At 47.3% G+C, this 16,798-nt stretch carries 15 protein-coding genes and 1 other RNA gene (1 of these 16 only partly in view); 9 read left to right on the forward strand and 7 right to left on the reverse strand.

Annotated elements, in window-relative coordinates:
- Positions 1-525: the start of an SLC13 family permease gene (locus DESAL_RS17060; protein WP_015853210.1), read on the reverse strand. It extends 654 nt beyond the left edge of the window; only the first 525 of its 1,179 coding nucleotides appear in the window; it begins with the start codon at positions 523-525; its stop codon lies beyond the left edge, outside the window.
- A 214-nt stretch (positions 526-739) separates the two neighbouring features.
- Here DESAL_RS17060 and dnaE point away from each other — a divergent pair, with 214 nt between their 5' ends.
- The 9 genes from dnaE to DESAL_RS17105 all read left to right on the forward strand — a co-directional run bounded on the left by dnaE (position 740) and on the right by DESAL_RS17105 (position 10,410).
- The gene (dnaE, locus tag DESAL_RS17065) at positions 740-4,267 is read left to right on the forward strand and encodes a DNA polymerase III subunit alpha (RefSeq protein WP_015853211.1); all 3,528 of its coding nucleotides are present in this window, start codon (positions 740-742) and stop codon (positions 4,265-4,267) included.
- 62 nt (positions 4,268-4,329) lie between these two features.
- Entirely contained in the window at positions 4,330-4,716 is a 387-nt protein-coding gene (gene queD / locus DESAL_RS17070) for a 6-carboxytetrahydropterin synthase QueD (RefSeq protein ID WP_015853212.1), read from the forward strand.
- A 1-nt stretch (position 4,717) separates the two neighbouring features.
- Positions 4,718-5,185, forward strand: coding sequence for a D-aminoacyl-tRNA deacylase (dtd, locus tag DESAL_RS17075; protein WP_015853213.1), 468 nt, complete (start codon positions 4,718-4,720; stop codon positions 5,183-5,185).
- 136 nt (positions 5,186-5,321) lie between these two features.
- Positions 5,322-5,750 carry an ATP-binding protein gene (locus DESAL_RS17080; RefSeq protein ID WP_015853214.1) on the forward strand — a complete coding sequence of 143 codons (429 nt, stop codon included), beginning with the start codon at positions 5,322-5,324 and terminating at the stop codon, positions 5,748-5,750.
- On the forward strand, positions 5,735-6,064 hold the full coding sequence (locus DESAL_RS17085) for an STAS domain-containing protein (RefSeq protein WP_015853215.1): 330 nt from the start codon (positions 5,735-5,737) through the stop codon (positions 6,062-6,064). The genes DESAL_RS17080 and DESAL_RS17085 overlap by 16 nt, the downstream gene beginning before the upstream one ends.
- A 28-nt stretch (positions 6,065-6,092) precedes the next feature.
- Positions 6,093-7,205 carry a FapA family protein gene (locus tag DESAL_RS17090; RefSeq protein WP_015853216.1) on the forward strand — a complete coding sequence of 371 codons (1,113 nt, stop codon included), beginning with the start codon at positions 6,093-6,095 and terminating at the stop codon, positions 7,203-7,205.
- A 7-nt stretch (positions 7,206-7,212) separates the two neighbouring features.
- A complete protein-coding gene (locus tag DESAL_RS17095) occupies positions 7,213-7,968 on the forward strand; it encodes a motility protein A (RefSeq protein ID WP_015853217.1) in 756 nt (251 codons plus the stop codon).
- 15 nt (positions 7,969-7,983) lie between these two features.
- Positions 7,984-8,730, forward strand: a complete 747-nt coding sequence (locus DESAL_RS17100) for an OmpA family protein (protein ID WP_015853218.1) — start codon at positions 7,984-7,986, stop codon at positions 8,728-8,730.
- A gap of 9 nt (positions 8,731-8,739) precedes the next feature.
- Positions 8,740-10,410, forward strand: a complete 1,671-nt coding sequence (locus DESAL_RS17105; protein ID WP_015853219.1) for a CgeB family protein — start codon at positions 8,740-8,742, stop codon at positions 10,408-10,410.
- A gap of 78 nt (positions 10,411-10,488) precedes the next feature.
- On the opposite strand, the gene DESAL_RS17110 is transcribed toward DESAL_RS17105, so the two are convergent.
- The 6 genes from DESAL_RS17110 to rnpB all read right to left on the reverse strand — a co-directional run bounded on the left by DESAL_RS17110 (position 10,489) and on the right by rnpB (position 16,759).
- On the reverse strand, positions 10,489-10,698 hold the full coding sequence (locus tag DESAL_RS17110) for an FmdB family zinc ribbon protein (RefSeq protein ID WP_015853220.1): 210 nt from the start codon (positions 10,696-10,698) through the stop codon (positions 10,489-10,491).
- Positions 10,699-10,959: 261 nt separating this feature from the next.
- The gene (locus DESAL_RS17115) at positions 10,960-12,666 is read right to left on the reverse strand and encodes a sensor histidine kinase (protein WP_015853221.1); all 1,707 of its coding nucleotides are present in this window, start codon (positions 12,664-12,666) and stop codon (positions 10,960-10,962) included.
- Positions 12,667-12,775: 109 nt separating this feature from the next.
- Positions 12,776-14,233: a cysteine--tRNA ligase gene (cysS, locus tag DESAL_RS17120; protein ID WP_015853222.1), complete on the reverse strand. Its 1,458-nt coding sequence runs from the start codon at positions 14,231-14,233 to the stop codon at positions 12,776-12,778.
- Positions 14,234-14,242: 9 nt separating this feature from the next.
- A complete protein-coding gene (locus DESAL_RS17125; protein WP_015853223.1) occupies positions 14,243-15,130 on the reverse strand; it encodes a hypothetical protein in 888 nt (295 codons plus the stop codon).
- Between the two features lie 9 nt (positions 15,131-15,139).
- Positions 15,140-16,330 carry a 2-C-methyl-D-erythritol 4-phosphate cytidylyltransferase gene (gene ispD, locus DESAL_RS17130; protein ID WP_015853224.1) on the reverse strand — a complete coding sequence of 397 codons (1,191 nt, stop codon included), beginning with the start codon at positions 16,328-16,330 and terminating at the stop codon, positions 15,140-15,142.
- 63 nt (positions 16,331-16,393) lie between these two features.
- An RNA gene (gene rnpB / locus DESAL_RS19955) (RNase P RNA component class A) lies at positions 16,394-16,759 on the reverse strand.
- Positions 16,760-16,798: the final 39 nt, after the last annotated feature.

Here is a 16,798-nt window from a genome sequence, read left to right on the forward strand (position 1 = left end):
ATCTAAACGGGGGATTTCACCTGCGTGTGCTATCGACTTCCCTCCAGAGGAAAGTGAGAGGCGTACCACAAACCAGCCCAGTAACAACATAAGTACTACCAGCGGCAAAGCCCACTCAAACCAATTAAAGAAAGTTAGACCCATACGTCCCGGTATATCGAAGAGGTCAAGCGCGCCAATGAGCAGCAGGTTGGCAGGACTGCCGATAAGCGAGCCCATACCACCTATGTTTGCTCCATATATTATAGAAAGGGTAAGTGGAGTGGTCATGGATTCGAGTTCATCATCAAGCTTGCGGATGACCGGAATCATAGCCAGCACAGTGACTGCGTTAGGGATAAACATGGACAGCATTGCCGCAACGCCCATCAGTGAAAGCAGCAGATAATCCGTCCTTCCCCTACTGAAACGCACCGCTCTGGCAGAAACATACTCAGGCAAGGCAGTAGAAGCGGTTACCCGGTAAAGGATATACCCGGTAACGAAAAGAAGGATCAAAGGAAGCCTTCCATATATATAATTCACAGAGAGTTCCATGTTCTGGTCACCACTTTTAGATATTCATAAAATTTCTTGCATGGGAGATCTGTTTCGTCAACGGTCCGGGAATCCGAAATATTTTGCATACTCTTAGCTGACAAACAGTTTGTGAAGCCTTTCCCGCCTATTGCGTTTGACCCTAAAAATAAATACTAACTTCCTTTACCTAGAATCTATTCCCCTATCAGGAACTATATATATGTCAGAATTTGTTCATCTGCACGTTCACACAGAATACAGTCTGCTGGACGGCGCCATCCGCATTAAAGACCTTTGTCAGCAGGCAAAAGACTTCGGCATGCCTGCTGTCGCCATCACCGACCACGGCTCCATGTTCGGTGCTGTTACTTTTTATATGACTGCCATGGATATGGGCATCAAGCCCATCATCGGCTGCGAAGTCTATGTTGCGCCCGGAGATATTGATGATGAACTGGCCCACACACGCAAAGACAAAAAAGGCCGTTACCACCTCGTATTGCTGGCTAAGAACCAACAGGGCTACAAAAACATCATCAAACTCTGCTCCCTTGGTTTCCTTGAAGGTTTCCACTACAAGCCGCGAGTCAGCAAGTACCTGCTCAACAAATACAGCGAAGGGGTTATCGCCCTTTCAGCCTGTCTTGCAGGTGAGGTTCCCCGCGCCTTGATGAATGAAGGACTCGATGCCGGGATTGAAATGGCCAAGACCTATGAATCCATTTTCCCCGGCAACTTCTATCTTGAGGTTCAGGCAAACGGGCTTAAAGAACAGGAAGACCTCAACGAACTGATCTACAAGTGCGCCGAACAGACCGGACTGCCGCTTGTTGCTACAAACGACTGCCATTACCTGACCAAAGAAGACTACGAAGCACACGACTTATTGCTCTGCATCCAGACCCAGACCACGGTTGATGCGGAGAAACGTTTCCGCATGGGTACTGACCAGCTTTACTTCAAGCCACAGGAAGAGTTTGAAGAATATTTCGCTCATGTGCCGGAAGCCATTGCCAACACCCAGAAGATTGCCGAGATGTGCAACCTTGAGATCGAGCTAGGCAACTACTACTTCCCGGAATACGAACTTCCCGAGGGCATGACCATTGAGACCGAGTTTGTAAAGCTCTGCAAAGAAGGTCTACAGAAACGCATTGAGAACGCACCCTACGAAATTGATGAAGCAAAATACTGGGAGCGTCTTGATTACGAACTTGGCGTCATTAATGAAATGGGCTTCCCTGCATACTTCCTTATCGTTCAGGACTTCATTAACTGGGCAAAAGACAATAGGATTCCCGTTGGTCCGGGCCGTGGTTCGGCAGCGGGTTCTATCGTTGCATGGGCACTTCGAATCACCAACCTCGACCCCATCCCCTATGACTTGCTCTTTGAAAGATTCCTGAACGTTGAGCGTGTCTCCATGCCTGATATCGATGTCGACTTCTGTGAACGACGTCGCCTCGAAGTAGTTAAATACTGCTCTGAAAAGTACGGCTGGGACCACGTAGCTCAGATTACCACCTACGGAACAATGAAAACCAAAGCGGTAATCAAAGACGTTGGTCGGGCGATGGGCATGCATTTTTCCGAGACCGACCCCATCGCCAAGCTCGTTCCTGACGATCCCGCAGTCATCGCGCAGGGTCTGGGAGTAAAGAAGGCCAAAATCACCGTACCCAACGCGGTTGAGGCTATCCCGGAACTGAGCAACATGGTTGCCACCGATCCCAAGATCGCCAAGCTCATGGATATCGCCACCCGTCTGGAAGGCATGTCCCGCCATGCATCGACCCACGCGGCCGGGGTTGTTATCTCCGATAAGCCCATGACCGATTACCTGCCCCTTTACAAAGGTAAAAAGGGCGAAATCGTGACCCAGTACGACATGAAAAAGGTCGAAAAAGTCGGCCTGATCAAGTTCGACTTTCTGGGGCTGCGCACCATGACAGTTATCGAGGACTGCCTCGATATTATCCGCTTGCAGGGCAAGGAAGCGCCGGATCTGGACACCCTTACCCTTGATGACCAGGACACCTTCGATATTTTCTGTAAAGGGGACACCGACGGGGTCTTTCAGGTTGAATCTTCCGGTATGCGTAAATACCTGCGCATGCTCCGCCCCAGTTGCTTTGAAGACATCATCGCTATGCTCGCTCTGTACCGTCCGGGTCCGCTGGGTTCCGGTATGGTTGATGAATTCATTAAACGTAAGCACGGTGAAATCGAAGTAACCTATCTCTGGCCGACTCTTGAGCCGAGCCTTAAGCCGACTTACGGGGTTATCGTATATCAGGAACAGGTAATGGGCGCGGCAATGACCATCGCCAACTACTCACTCGGTGAGGGTGACCTGCTCCGCCGAGCCATGGGTAAGAAAATTCCCGAAGAGATGGCCAAACACAGGGTCCGCTTTGTTGACGGTGCTAAGGAAAACAACATTCCGGAGCAGACCGCCAACGATATCTTCGACCTTATGGAGCAGTTCGCGGCCTACGGTTTCAACAAATCGCACTCCGCAGCATACGCACTGATTTCATACTACACAGCTTACCTCAAAGCACATTTCCCGGTGGAATTCATGGCGGCACTCATGAGTACTGAAATGAACAACACCGAAAAGATCATCATGTACATTAACGCCTGCCGAGACATGGACGTTACTGTACGCCAGCCGGACATCAACCTCGGTGTGGCGCGATTCTCGGTGTACGAAGGTGACATCATTTACGGTATGGCCGGGATCAAAAACGTAGGTGAAGAAGCGATTGATGAAATTGTTGAGGAACGCCAGAAAAACGGTCCTTTCAAAGATTTCATCGACTTCATAACCCGCGTTAACCTGCGCCGTGTTACCAAACGCGTCATTGAATACCTGATCCGGGCCGGGGCATTTGATTCCATGGGCTTAACCCGTTCCGGTCTGATTGCTTCTCTTGATAAGGCTGTTTCTTACGGTCAAAAGAAAAATAAAGAGAAAGAATCCGGCATGATCAATATGCTGGACATGCTCGGTGGAGGCGGTGAAGCTGAAGAGCCGGCAGTGGTCAGCTTTGAAGAATTCAACATGCCGGAAATGGACGACAAGGAGATGCAGCGCCTTGAAAAAGAAGCACTCGGCTTCTACCTGACCTGCCATCCCCTGCTTTCTTACCGTAATGAAATGAGCAGACTAGGTCTTCAGACCATTGAAAACTGCCCGAATCTGGCTCACGAAGCTACGATTAAACTGGGTGCCATCATCACCGGATACAAAGAGATCATCACCAAAAAGTCCGGTAAAAAGATGGCCTTTGCCACCATCGAAGACATGACCGGTTCCGGAGAACTCATCATCTTCCCCAAAACCTACGAAGAGGTACACCAATACCTCGGACAGGACATCCCCTTGTTGATCAAGGGTAAAGTGGACAACCCGCCGCCGGAAGAAGGTCAGGAAGAGGCTATGCCGGAATCCAAGGTCATGTGCGATGAAATTTCACCCTTGGAAAATGCGCAGGCAGGTTGTCAGGAAGCAGTGCCGCTTTCCGTTCACCATTCCCTGTGCTCTGAGGAAGGCATAGCTGAACTGAAAGCGATACTTGCAGGATATCCCGGCTCTGCACCTATAACCTTACAGATGTTTCTTCCCGATTCCATATGCACCTTGCGCCTCGGGCATACATACAACATCAAGCCCAATGGGGATTTCTGGAAAGAATTCAACCTGTGGCGTAAAAATGGAAACGGCAAAGCAAAATTGCAATAGAGGCATCTTTAAAAAAAGCGCGATAGCGCACCAAATTGATTTTACTCACAGGAGAGAAATATATGTCTAAAGGAAAATGGAGACTCAAGGTAAAGAAAGACTTCAGCTCAGCACATCAGCTTCGCAATTACGGCGGAAAGTGCGAGAACATGCACGGCCATAACTTCGGTGTTGAAGTAGAGATTGAAGGCGATCGTCTTGACCAGAAAGTTGAAATTCTCATGGACTTCAAAGAACTGAAGAAAGAGCTCAATGAAGTGCTGGACACTCTGGACCACAAACACCTGAACAGCCTGGAATATTTCGAGCACCGCAACCCTTCTTCTGAAAACATTGCCCGTTACATCTACGAAGAAATGAAGAAACGCGTTGAGAACGAGCATGTGCGCATGGTGTTTGCTTCAGTTTCAGAAAAAGAAAGTTCCGTAGCAACATACTTCGAGGACTAGAATGAAGCTGGTCATTCAAAGAACAAGCGGCGGAAAAGTTGAAGTAGAAGGCAAAACCGTGGGCGAAATCGGCCCCGGTATCATGGTGCTGGCCGGATTCGGCAAGGAAGACACGGAACAGCTTCCTGAATCCAAGGTCTGGAATACACTGATAGATAAGATGATCGGGCTGCGTATATTTGAAGATGAAGAAGGCCGCATGAACCGCTCTCTTGAGGACATTAAAGGCGACATCCTTCTGGTTTCCCAATTCACCCTTTATGCATCTTGCAAAAAAGGACGCAGACCGTCATTTACCGGAGCTGCCGCACCGCAACTGGCAAGCGACCTCTTTGACAGGCTGATTGCGGATGTTTCACAGAAAGCCCCTGCAAAAGTTGCGACAGGACAGTTCGGAGCTATGATGAATGTTGATTTCGTCAACTGGGGCCCGGTCACAATTATTCTGGATTCCAAGGATTTTGTCTAAATTTTCAGGTTTTACCTTGACTTCCTTTGCGAAAAAGGGAGGATTAGGTATATTAAAATTTATTAATTGTGGCATCCAGAAGTTGTAACGTCGGGCAAAGCACCTAATTACGTCTGACAATAAACATGGAGCAATCATGCATCGCTTTGTGCTGGAAGCAATTCCGACCCCTGAAGAAAGCAGGGAAGTAGCCCGCAAGGCAATTATCATTCTTAAGGATTTTGTAGCGGATGAAAACCTCCTCCACGACATGGATCTTGTCCTTACAGAAGGTTGCTCCAATGTAGCCCGTCACGCCTATGACAAAATCGAAAACTGCAACAAACTTGAACTGACCATTAAAGTACATCCCGGAGAGCATATCATATTTGAGATTGCAGACTGGGGAAAAGGACTCTGTTCAAAGTCCATCGATTTTTCCATGCCTTCTCCGGAAGCAGTAGGCGGCCGGGGCATGTTCATCATGTCAGAACTAATGGATTCCTTCGAATTAATTAAAGAAAATGGCAAAAATATAATTAAACTGACCCGCAAGTTAAAGGAAGATCAATGGCGGAAGAAGTAATCAAAATTCAAGATGGAATTATGACCTTGAAATGTGGAAAAGAGGTCACCATTGAAACCATCTACGAATTCAAGGAGCAGGTAGAAAAGGCCAGTGAATCTTCTGAAGTTGAAGTTATTGTTGCCGACCTTTCAGAAGCTCTTTTTCTTGATAGTTCAGGGATAGGCTTCCTTGTTTCGCTTAATTCAAGACTCAAGAGCAATAACAAGAATATGTATCTTCTGCGCCCCAGTGAACAGATCTGCAAAACCCTTGAACTTGTAAGACTAATCTCCTTTTTCACTATCATTGAAGACGAAAGGGAAATCCCTTAACCGTCCCCGCATTTACCGGAGCATCCGCATGCCCTGTCTCAAGCACTATTTTGATCCAGACTTCGATTACACAGACCTTAAACCGGTAGAGAAGAACGATGGCAGCGTAGATTATTACAATATGGGCTATGTGCAGAGCGTCATCATCGGTCAGGTCCTTGCGCAATGGGAAGAACCGGATGAAGACGGGAAATGTCCTTTGGGACAGCGCCATTACCCTGAGAAAGAATTCCCGCGCGGTCCTAACACTAAAATCAATCCCGAAAACACAAATCAACTGATTGCCACTCGTAACGGCTATGTCTTTTACAATGAAGAAGGCTTGATTACTGTAAAAGAATTGCTCAATGTACGTGGAGACGTAAACCTTTCCACCGGAAACATCTTTTTTGTCGGCGACATGGTTGTTCACGGCTCAATCAAATCCGGCTTGGATGTAAAAGCCAACAACATCAATGTCAAAGGGGTGATTGAACAGGCCAATGTGCATGCTGCAGGATTCCTCAAATGCGATGGAGGAATAAAAGGCAACACCAAAGGACTGATTGAATCCAAAGAAACACTACGAACAACCTTTTGCGAGAATGCAACACTTGTCAGCAGCGGCAACATTATCATTGATAAGAACTGCATGCATACGACAGTATATTGCGAAGGTAAGTTCGCGGTAAAAGGTCGTTTTGCCGGCGGAAGGTGTTATAGTGACCAAATAGTATTTATTGGGGAACAATTGGGTGGCGGTCTAAGTGCTGCTTCGCAGATTATTGTAGGCTACAATCCACTGCTGCTTCTCCAGATAGACAAAATTTCTACTCAAATTTCTGTATTGGAAAATGACGTAAAAGATCTGCAGAAAATTATGAGTAACGGCTCCTCAACCACTGCTGAATTCACGGGAAAAATCGAAAAATGCGAAATGAAGATTCGCTTTTTGAAGAACAAGAAGAAGCAGCTTTGGGGTAAAATCCAGCAGGCAGAAAAGCTGGAAAGTTGTAGAATTATGGTTCAGGGCATTGTAAAATCGGGAGTGGAGATCAGTATCGGTCCCGCATATATGCAGGTGAATGAACCTCTGGAAAATGTTTTTTTCTACTATGAAAACAACGAAATAAAAGTGGGCTCTCCCGCATTAAAGAAATAGAGCAAATATGGATATTGCAACTTTAATAGGAATTGTAGGCGGTTTCGGTCTGATCGCGGCAACCATTGTCATGGGTGGTAATGCGGCCGGTTTTATTGATCCTCCATCAATCGTTGTTGTTTTCGGGGGGACATTTGCCTCCTGCTTCATTATGTTTCCCATGGGGGTTGTACTTAAAGCATTCAAAATCGCTTTAAAAGGTTTCTTTGCCAAGTCCGAAGACCCCAAAATCATGATCGACCAGATCGTAGCTCTCGCTGAAACTGCTCGTAAAGAAAGCCTTGTAGCACTTGAAAAAGTTGCCATTGACGATGAGTACCTTAAGAAAGGGGTCATTCTTGTAGCCGACGGAACAGACGGGGATCTAGTCCGCTCAATTATGGAATTTGAAATTGACGCCATGAAAAAACGTCATTTCCAAGGTCAGGCAGTCATGAAAGGAATGGGAGCCATGGCTCCGGCTTTCGGAATGATCGGTACGCTGATCGGTCTGGTACAGATGCTTTCAAACCTCAGTGACCCTGACGCCATCGGCCCTGCAATGGCGGTTGCTTTGCTGACAACCCTTTACGGCTCTATTCTGGCCAACGTAATTTTTCTGCCTTTGGCTAAGAAGCTTGAAGAACGTTCTATTGAGGAAGCCTCATATATGGAAATTATGGTTGAAGGCGTTGTTGCTATTCAAAAAGGTGAACACCCCTCAATTGTTAAAGAAAAGCTGCAGGCATTCCTTTCCCCCGGTCTGCGTGATGCTACCGCATAAACCTAAGAGCGCAGCATGGCCAAAGTAGTAGTCATCAAACCGAAGAATAATGATCCGCCGCCGGAAGAAGGGCTTCCGCCGTGGATGGCTACATTCGCGGATATGGTAACTCTTCTGCTCTGCTTTTTTGTCCTTCTGTTGTCCTTCGCGAACAATGACCTTGCAAAGTTCAAGGAATTGCTCGGCTCACTCAAGGATGCTTTCGGGGTTCAGATGGAACGCAAGGAAGAAGACAACCTTGCCCTGACCCCCTCAGACCTGAAGCGTAAAGAAGTCAAAATGGACAGCAACGACAAACGGTTGCTTGGTCTGGTCCTGCGGATCAAGGCTCTTCTGGATGAAGATGACGCTACCCGCAAGTCTTCCGGGGTAAAAGCCGATCAGGATGGTGTTGTGGTTAGTACGGATTCAGCGACTCTTTTTGAGCCGGGATCGGCAACCCTCAGGCCAGAAGCACACAAGGTCTTGGACAAAGTTATCAGCATCTTGAAGGATCACAACTATAACCTTGTGGTCCGAGGACATACGGATAATTCCGAAATACATTCCAGAAAATTTCCTACCAACTGGGAACTTTCGTCAGCTAGAGCTGCAAGTGCATTGCGCTATATTGTTGAACAGGGGGGGATAGCTCCTAAACGGCTGAAAGCCGTTGGCTATGCGGACACCCAGCCGTTGGTAAAAAATGACTCTCCTGCCAACAAGAGCAAAAACAGAAGGCTTGAATTCTTCTACCATAAACCGGCCCGTGACTCGTGGTAGGTATCCTTGATGAGTACACCTTACATTGCAGAAGCCATACAAGACGGAGAAATTCTTACTGATATACGCATCACTGCTGACGGTAGGACAAAACATATGTGGGGCAAATACGGGCTGCGCCGGGAAGAAGAACTGGCCTCACAGCTTGATGACAACAAAATCCCCCTGCTGGTCGGTTGCGGCATCGGCGTAGCCGCTAAAGAACTTCTCAAACAAAATGACCGCCCCCTGCTCATTCTGGACTGCGAAAATGAAATACTCTCTGCCAGCGGTTTAAAAGAAGAGCTTCGAAAAGATTCCAGAGTAATCTGGATCAACACCAGTTCCCCGCAAAATGCGGCAGCGCACATCATGGAGTTGGAGTCTACATCCGGCAAGAAAATCCAGCTGTTAAAAAATCCTTTTTACCTGCGTCTGTCTCCCTTCTATGCCCAAACAGAAAAGCTGCTCATCGAGCAGGAGGGCAGGACAGTTGAGTTTCCAATCTGGCCCAAATTTCAAAATGAAAATCCGAGAATCCTACTCCTAACCAGCCAATATTTTCTCATGGGTGAAATCGTGGCCGCCTGCCAGCGTCAGGGTGTACCGCATATGTTTATCAACATGGACGCCAAAGAGATGGAGCTGGAGCAATTCGTTGCTAGAATCTCAGCAGCCATCAACACCTTCAGGCCCGACTTTGTACTCACAGTCAACCATCTTGGAGTTGATCAGGAAGGCGTCCTGAACACCCTGCTCCATAAATTTCAATTGCCGCTGGCATCATGGTTTGTTGACAATCCCCTATTGATTCTGCCCCTGTATCAGGCGCAGGCCAACGAGAACACAACCATTTTCACATGGGACGCAGACCGCATGGACTCTCTGCGGAAAATGGGCTTCAACAAAATATTCCACTTACCGCTAGGCACAGACCAAACCAGATTCCTACCCTCCAAGGGCTGCACGGAAAGTAAATGGGCGCAGGATATTTCCTTTGTGGGCAACTCCATGGTCCACAAAACCGCCAGAAGAATGGAAGCAGCCAGAATTTCCGGACTGCTGGCTGAAAAGTATAAAGAAGTCGCCCATACGTTTGGTGAAGGTAACGAACATTCAGTCGTAACTTTTCTGGAAAGCAACTACCCTGAGCTTGTCCCCGAATACGAGGGATTGGTGATTCCACACCGTAAACTTGCCTTTGAAACTCTGGTTATCTGGCAGGCAACTCTCGAATACCGCCTTTCCTGCGTAAAACAGACTCTGGGTTTCAACCCACTGATCGTGGGTGATGACGGCTGGAAACAGCTACTGGCAAACGAATCCACATGGGAATACCACAGCGAGCTTTCCTACTACGATGACCTGCCTCGCTTTTATCCCTGCTCCAAAATCAACTTCAACTGTACCAGTCAGCAAATGAAAGGTGCCGTAAACCAGCGGGTCTTTGATGTTCCGGCCTGTAATGGATTTATCCTTACCGACCACCGCTATCAGATGGAAAAGTTGTTTGAACCGGGCAAGGAGATAGCCGTTTACAACTCGCTGGAAGAAATTCCGCAGCTCGTTGATAAATACCTGAATGATGAAGCTGCACGCAAAGAAATTGTTAAAGCCGCCCGCAAAAGAATACTGGCCGAGCACACCTATGACAGCCGAGTCAAAACGCTTATCAGCTGCATGCGCCAAGCATACTGCTAATTTTCCCAAAAAAAGTCCCCGATTCAAATGAATCGGGGACTTTTTTATTACTCTTCCGACCGGAAGAAATTCTTAACCTCATGAAAATCCGGAACCGCCACAACCTCCGGATGGAGGAGCTGCCGGAACAGGATCGGCAAATGAAGCGCCGGAGCTGAACGAAGATAAGAGCTTTTCTGTGTCCGGACTTTTGCATTCAGGGCACTCAGGTGTTTCGGAACTGGAAGCAAACACCAATTCCTCAAATTCATGCCCGCAAACATTGCATTTATATTCATAGATAGGCATCTGTTATTTGCCCCCGCAGCCGCCGTTTTTATCGTTGGAACCCTCACGGGGCCCCTTACCGATCTGTCACGGCGCGATTCCCATTTTGGGGATCACCACTTTCACGATGATGAAAACGACTGCGAACACCGCAATCAATCCAAGTAAATCTGACATCTGAACCTCACAGGTTGTTTATCTACACTTCATTACCAGTTAAATCTTATATTGCCTGTGTCAATAACTAACCGCAAGAATAATCATGCCAATCAATACTTCAATTTAAACACTGCCCAGATTTACATAAAAACGAAAAGTAGTTCCCTCTCCAACACTACTGCACACAAAAATTTCACCGCCCATCATGGATACCAACTTGCGAGAAATGGGCAAACCAAGACCCGTTCCTCCGTACTTGCGGGAAGTTGAGGAATCCGCCTGAGTAAAACTTTCGAATATATAGTTGATCTTATCTGCCGCAATCCCGATACCTTCATCCTTCACCGCAAAAATAAGCTTCTCGGCCTCCCAATAAATAGAGACAACTATTGTTCCTTCGCTGGTGAATTTTACAGCATTGCTGATCAGATTATTCAACACCTGCCTGATTCTGGTTGCATCTCCAACAACTTTATCCGGTACATTTTCATCAATATGACAAACCAACTTCAAGCCTTTACGAGCGGCATCCAAAGCAAAAACGCTTACAACTCTTTCGACCATCTCTCGAAGTAAAAACTCATGCCTTTCTATCTGTAAATGTCCGGCTTCAATTTTCGAAATTTCAAGGACATCATTGATTATCTCAAGCAGACTTTCCCCGGCTGTCCCCGCGATATTTAAGAATTCCCGCTGCTCTTCATCGACATTAGTTTCTTTGAGCAACTCCACCATTCCTAAAATAGAATGCATAGGAGTTCGAATCTCATGGCTCATGTTGGCCAGAAATTCAGTTTTCACCTTACTGGCAGTTTCAGCCTTTGCTTTTTCTTCCTGTAACAACACCAAGATATCATTTATTGATTCTGACAAATCACTAAGTTCATCATTCCCACTCAAACGAACTGTCCTTTGCTCAGGACCGGTAAAATACTCACCCCTCAATTGCTCCTGCACCCTTTTCACCCGGGAAACAAAGTACCTATTGAGCACAAAAGTAACAGCAACCCCGAGCAGCAAAAGAGCGGTGCACATGAAAAATAGAAAAACCTTAAACATGGAGCTTCCTACTTCGTAGGCATCACGGTCCATACCTAAACCTAAAAGCACCAGAGGTTTCTCGAAAACATCCCGCAGAACCATATAACCCTTAAGCTTATCCTCTCCACTCACCGGTGGATCAAAAAAAACATCCGCACCAGGAACATCTTTTAATTCTCTAAAAAATAGATCCATCTGCAAAGCATTGCCCAGCTTTTCCAGATGCCGATCTCCAAAATAACGGCCCATGATCATAACGCCCGCAGGAGTCCCCTCTAAATCACTCTTTAGAACCTTTTGAACGCTAATCTGCATCAGTCTGTGATCGATTCTGACAAGACCGGTCAAACCTTTATCACCGCATTTACGGATTATTTCATTTCCCTGACATCCTTCGGTAGTAAAGCAGAGTTCTACAGAGTCAGTTCCTTCTGCGGAGTGTGAAAAATAATATTTGCCCTCATTGTCAAAAAACATGATTAAATCAAGATCAAGGTTAACCAGAACCTCCGGGGTCAAGTTTGAAATCACATACTGTTCATTGAATTTTTTTAAAAATGAGAATGTATCATCCCACCATGCCCAGTCACGGCAAAGACTTTTCAAAGCCTGGGAATTTTCATTAACTGCAAATTCGGCGCGGCTGAGATTTTCTTCTACGAGCACTTTCTCAACCTTGGATATGGCGCGGCTGTTAAGCTTATATACCAGCAGTACACTGCCCACAAAAACCAGCAGGCAAATCAAAGAGACAATTAAATAGCTTTTACCCTTCAATCCAATTCGCATGTACACCCCAAAAAAGATTAGATTTTCATTTATCTTACCCCTTTAACAAAAAAAAAGAAACCGGATCGAAATCCGGTTTCTTAAAAAAATGCATTTTGAAGAATAAAGATTAAATCACGGACCAGACCGCTCCCTGCGGGGTGTCCTTAACTTCCACGCCGAGTTCAATCAGTTCATCCCTGATTTCATCGGAACGGGCAAAATCCTTGTTCTTACGTGCTTCCTGACGGGCGGCAACCAGCTCTTCAACTTTTGCCACTTCAATTCCTTTCCGTTCAAGCATGCAAAGCTTTAATTCTTCGAGGAATTCCTTGGGATCACGGGTGAAAATACCGAGCACTTCGCCCCATTTTTTCATGTCTTCAAGGATGCGAATCCATGCATCACGTCCACCTTCGGACTTACGCCATGATTTCTCTTCACCGATACGTCCGGCCAGACGGATCAGAGTGAACATATGGCCCATTGCTCCGGCAGTGTTCATGTCATCTTCCATGGCATCAGCCCAGCCCTTTTCAGCATCTTCGATTTCAGCCAGAACCTCTTCGGGAAGAGCTGCCTTGGACCATTTGGATTTATTCAGGGCTTCAGCGGTCTGTTCCAAAGCGGAATATACGCGACGGATACCTTTTTCAGCTTCCTCAAGAGCTTCAAATGAAAAGTCGAGGGGGCTGCGGTAATGCATGGTCAGCAGGAAATAACGCAGAGTTTCGGGCATGAACTTATCAAGGATATCCCGAATGGTGAAAAAGTTGCCCAGAGACTTGGACATTTTTTCGGAGTTAATCTGCACAAAACCGTTGTGAACCCAGAAACGAGCCATTTCTTTTCCGGTAGCAGCTTCACTCTGGGCAATTTCATTTTCATGGTGGGGAAAACTAAGGTCCTGTCCGCCGCCGTGAATATCGAAAGGGAGTTCGAAATATTTTTCACTCATGGCAGAACATTCAAGGTGCCAACCGGGACGACCCTGCCCCCAAGGACTTTCCCAAGAAGGTTCACCGGGCTTGGCAGCTTTCCAGAGAGCGAAATCAAGAGGATCCTGTTTTTCTTCACCGGGCTGAATACGCGCACCGGACTGCAAGTCTTCGATATTTCTACCGGAAAGTTTTCCGTAGTCATCAAAAGAGCGGACTTTGAAATAAACATCACCGGACGGAGTTGCGTAAGCGTGATCCTTCTCGATCAGAGTCTGGGTCAACTCGATCATTTCGGGAATATGCTCAGTACACTTGGGCTCGATATCTGCGCGAAGGATATTCAGCTTATCCATATCCACGTAGAATTCACCGATAAATTTCTCAGCCAGTTCGGTGGAGGTCACTCCGGTTTCATTGGCCCGATTGATGATCTTGTCATCAATATCAGTGAAGTTACGCACGAAAGTCACATCGTAACCCTTGAAACGCAGGTAACGGACCAGAATATCAAAAACAACGGAAGAGCGTGCATGGCCGATATGACAGAGGTCGTAGGCGGTGATACCGCAGGCGTAAAGATTAACTTTGTTGCCGTTTAAAGGTACGAACTCTTCCTTCTTCCGATTGAGTGTATTGTAAAGGCGCATAGCCACTCCTTATTTTCGTGAATAAAAATTTGCCTCGACCGTAATCCCGTAAAGGTCAAGCATTTCTTCAAAACTGCGTCCCATAAACATATAAATCAGGGGCACAGGTTCGGTCGGTTCAACCCGGACAACCAACCTCTCGGGATTCTCAATAAATTTTATAAGCTCGGCATAAAAATTCTCAGCATAGCCATTGCCGAGACTTCTCGCCTCCTGCATTTCCAACTGCAGTGATTCTCGCAGCCTGTCACGATAAGCTTCAATTCCGACTCCTTCACTCTCTGCTGAAAGAGCCACAATTTTATTTGTAAGGGACAAATCCTGCCAGACAAGCGAACCGTCAAGCATGCTGGTCCCGATAAATCCACCGATTCCCGGGCCTCGTAGACTCACATCACCGAGACTGAAGCCAGCACTTACCCGGCAAATATCCGGGCCGTCAAAATTTATCGACTTAACTGAAAGCCGTTTGGTTTCGTCTTCATAGCTGTAGTCGGCAAAGAGGTCAAAATCCAGCTTTTCATAACCCATTTTCCAAAAATCGCGGGCAAGAGTTCCCATATTTATGAACTCCACCGGAATGGAAACACCATGAACCCTGCCCCGAAAAAAACGAGGCGGATTATGTTCATGATCAAAAGAATCAACTTCCAGCTTCCGAACGGAGCAGCCTGCTCCAGTGGCTAGGCGGCAATCAAGCCCCCAGACATGCAATGACTTGTCAAAAGGATTGAATAAAGCCCGCTCAAAATCAACCCGGACCAGATCAGCATGACGATCCAAGGACTCACGGACCTTGGCAGCGGAAAACTCCTCCAGCTTGAAATATCCTCCGGCAGCAACTGCAACCAGCAAAACCAATGTCAGGAATAATTTCAAAAAGGATTTTCCGCTCATGCCTTGAACCTAAATCTTTTTAAGGCCGGTTACTGCGGCCACAGCTTTAATGCCCTTTTTCTCTCCGGTAAATCCGAGTTTTTCCTCAGTAGTTGCTTTCACATTCACCTGAGCTTTATCCAAGCCCATGACTGAAGCAACATTTTTACGGATCAGCTCCCTATGCGGGGAAAGTTTGGGAATCTGGCTTATCACAGTCAGGTCTACGTGGACGATCTCCACACCGGCTTCTTCAGCTTTAGCCATTACCTCTTTTACAATAATCCCGCTGGACATGTTTTCGCAGGCATCAGAGGTATCAGGAAAGTGGTGGCCGATATCGCCGCCGCCGAAAAGTCCCAGAATGGCATCAGCCAGAGCATGAAGCAGCACATCGCCGTCGGAATGTGCAATTACTTCCGGTCCGCCGGGAATGGGAACACCGCCCAGCACCATAGGACGGCCCTCGCCGAATTTATGGACATCGTAACCCCATCCCACGCAGGGAATGGTTCGTTTGTCTTCTTCGATTTTTTTCAAGTCTTCGGGGTTGGTCATCTTAATGTTACCTTCTTCTCCCTCACAAATATGAACATCCTTCCCGGCCATTTCCACCATGGAAGCATCATCGGTCACATCCCAGCCCTCTTCTTCTGCCTGTTTGTGAGCAGCATGAAGAGTGGACAACGCAAAGCCCTGCGGAGTCTGTACCGCTTTCAAGCGGGAACGAGTCAGCGTTCTTTCAACAATCCCGTCTTCCACTTCCTTAATTGTATCGGTCACATCAATTGCCGGGATGACAGCTTCGTCGCCAGCCTGCAACCGATCAATAATACCGCTGATCATTTTCACCGAAGCAAATGGGCGCGCGGAATCATGAACCAGCACATGGGTACACCTTGAAGGAAGTTCATTCAAGCCGTTGAATACGGAATCCTGTCTGCGTTTTCCCCCGGCAGTTACCTTGAAGCGCATGCCAAGTGAATCTGCACCGTCAAGCTTGGCCACAACCTCTTTCATTTCCTCAACCTGATCAGGAGGAAAAACAAAGATTATGCCGGAGACAGCAGGGGTATTGGAAAAAGTAATTGCGGAATGCCAGAAGAGCGGGAAGCCCTTCCATTCAAGGAATTGTTTTTTGACCCCGCCAACAGCATTCGCCAGACGGGTGCCGCTGCCTGCAGCCAGCAGAACAGCCCACACTTCACCGGATGTACTCATGATTAAATCCCTATAAAAAAAGGGGCAGCCCAAAGGCTGCCCCTTTTTAATCTATACAAATAAAAGAGGAGTCGGACTATAAGCCGGGTCCTGTATCTGCCTTGCGGCAGACGATCATCATTCCTCTAGGATGCATGTTACCATACACCTCAAGCAACCTACCCGAAAGCTCGGCCGGGCCGGCCTCAAACACTTCCCTATTTGGTCTTGCTCCGGACGGGGTTTACCTGGCCGGATATGTCACCATACCCGCCGGTGGGCTCTTACCCCACCGTTTCACCCTTACTCCGATGAATAAACATCGGAGCGGTCTGTTTTCTGTGGCACTTTCCCGGAATCACTTCCGCTGGGAGTTACCCAGCGTCCTGCCCTTCGGAGCCCGGACTTTCCTCCCCGGCATAAAGCCGCGGCGATGATCCGTCCAACTCCTGATATTTCCAGCTCGCTTTTAGCAAGCCAAGCCCCGAC

Origin of the sequence: Maridesulfovibrio salexigens DSM 2638 (assembly GCF_000023445.1) — a bacterium.
GTDB lineage: Bacteria > Desulfobacterota > Desulfovibrionia > Desulfovibrionales > Desulfovibrionaceae > Maridesulfovibrio > Maridesulfovibrio salexigens.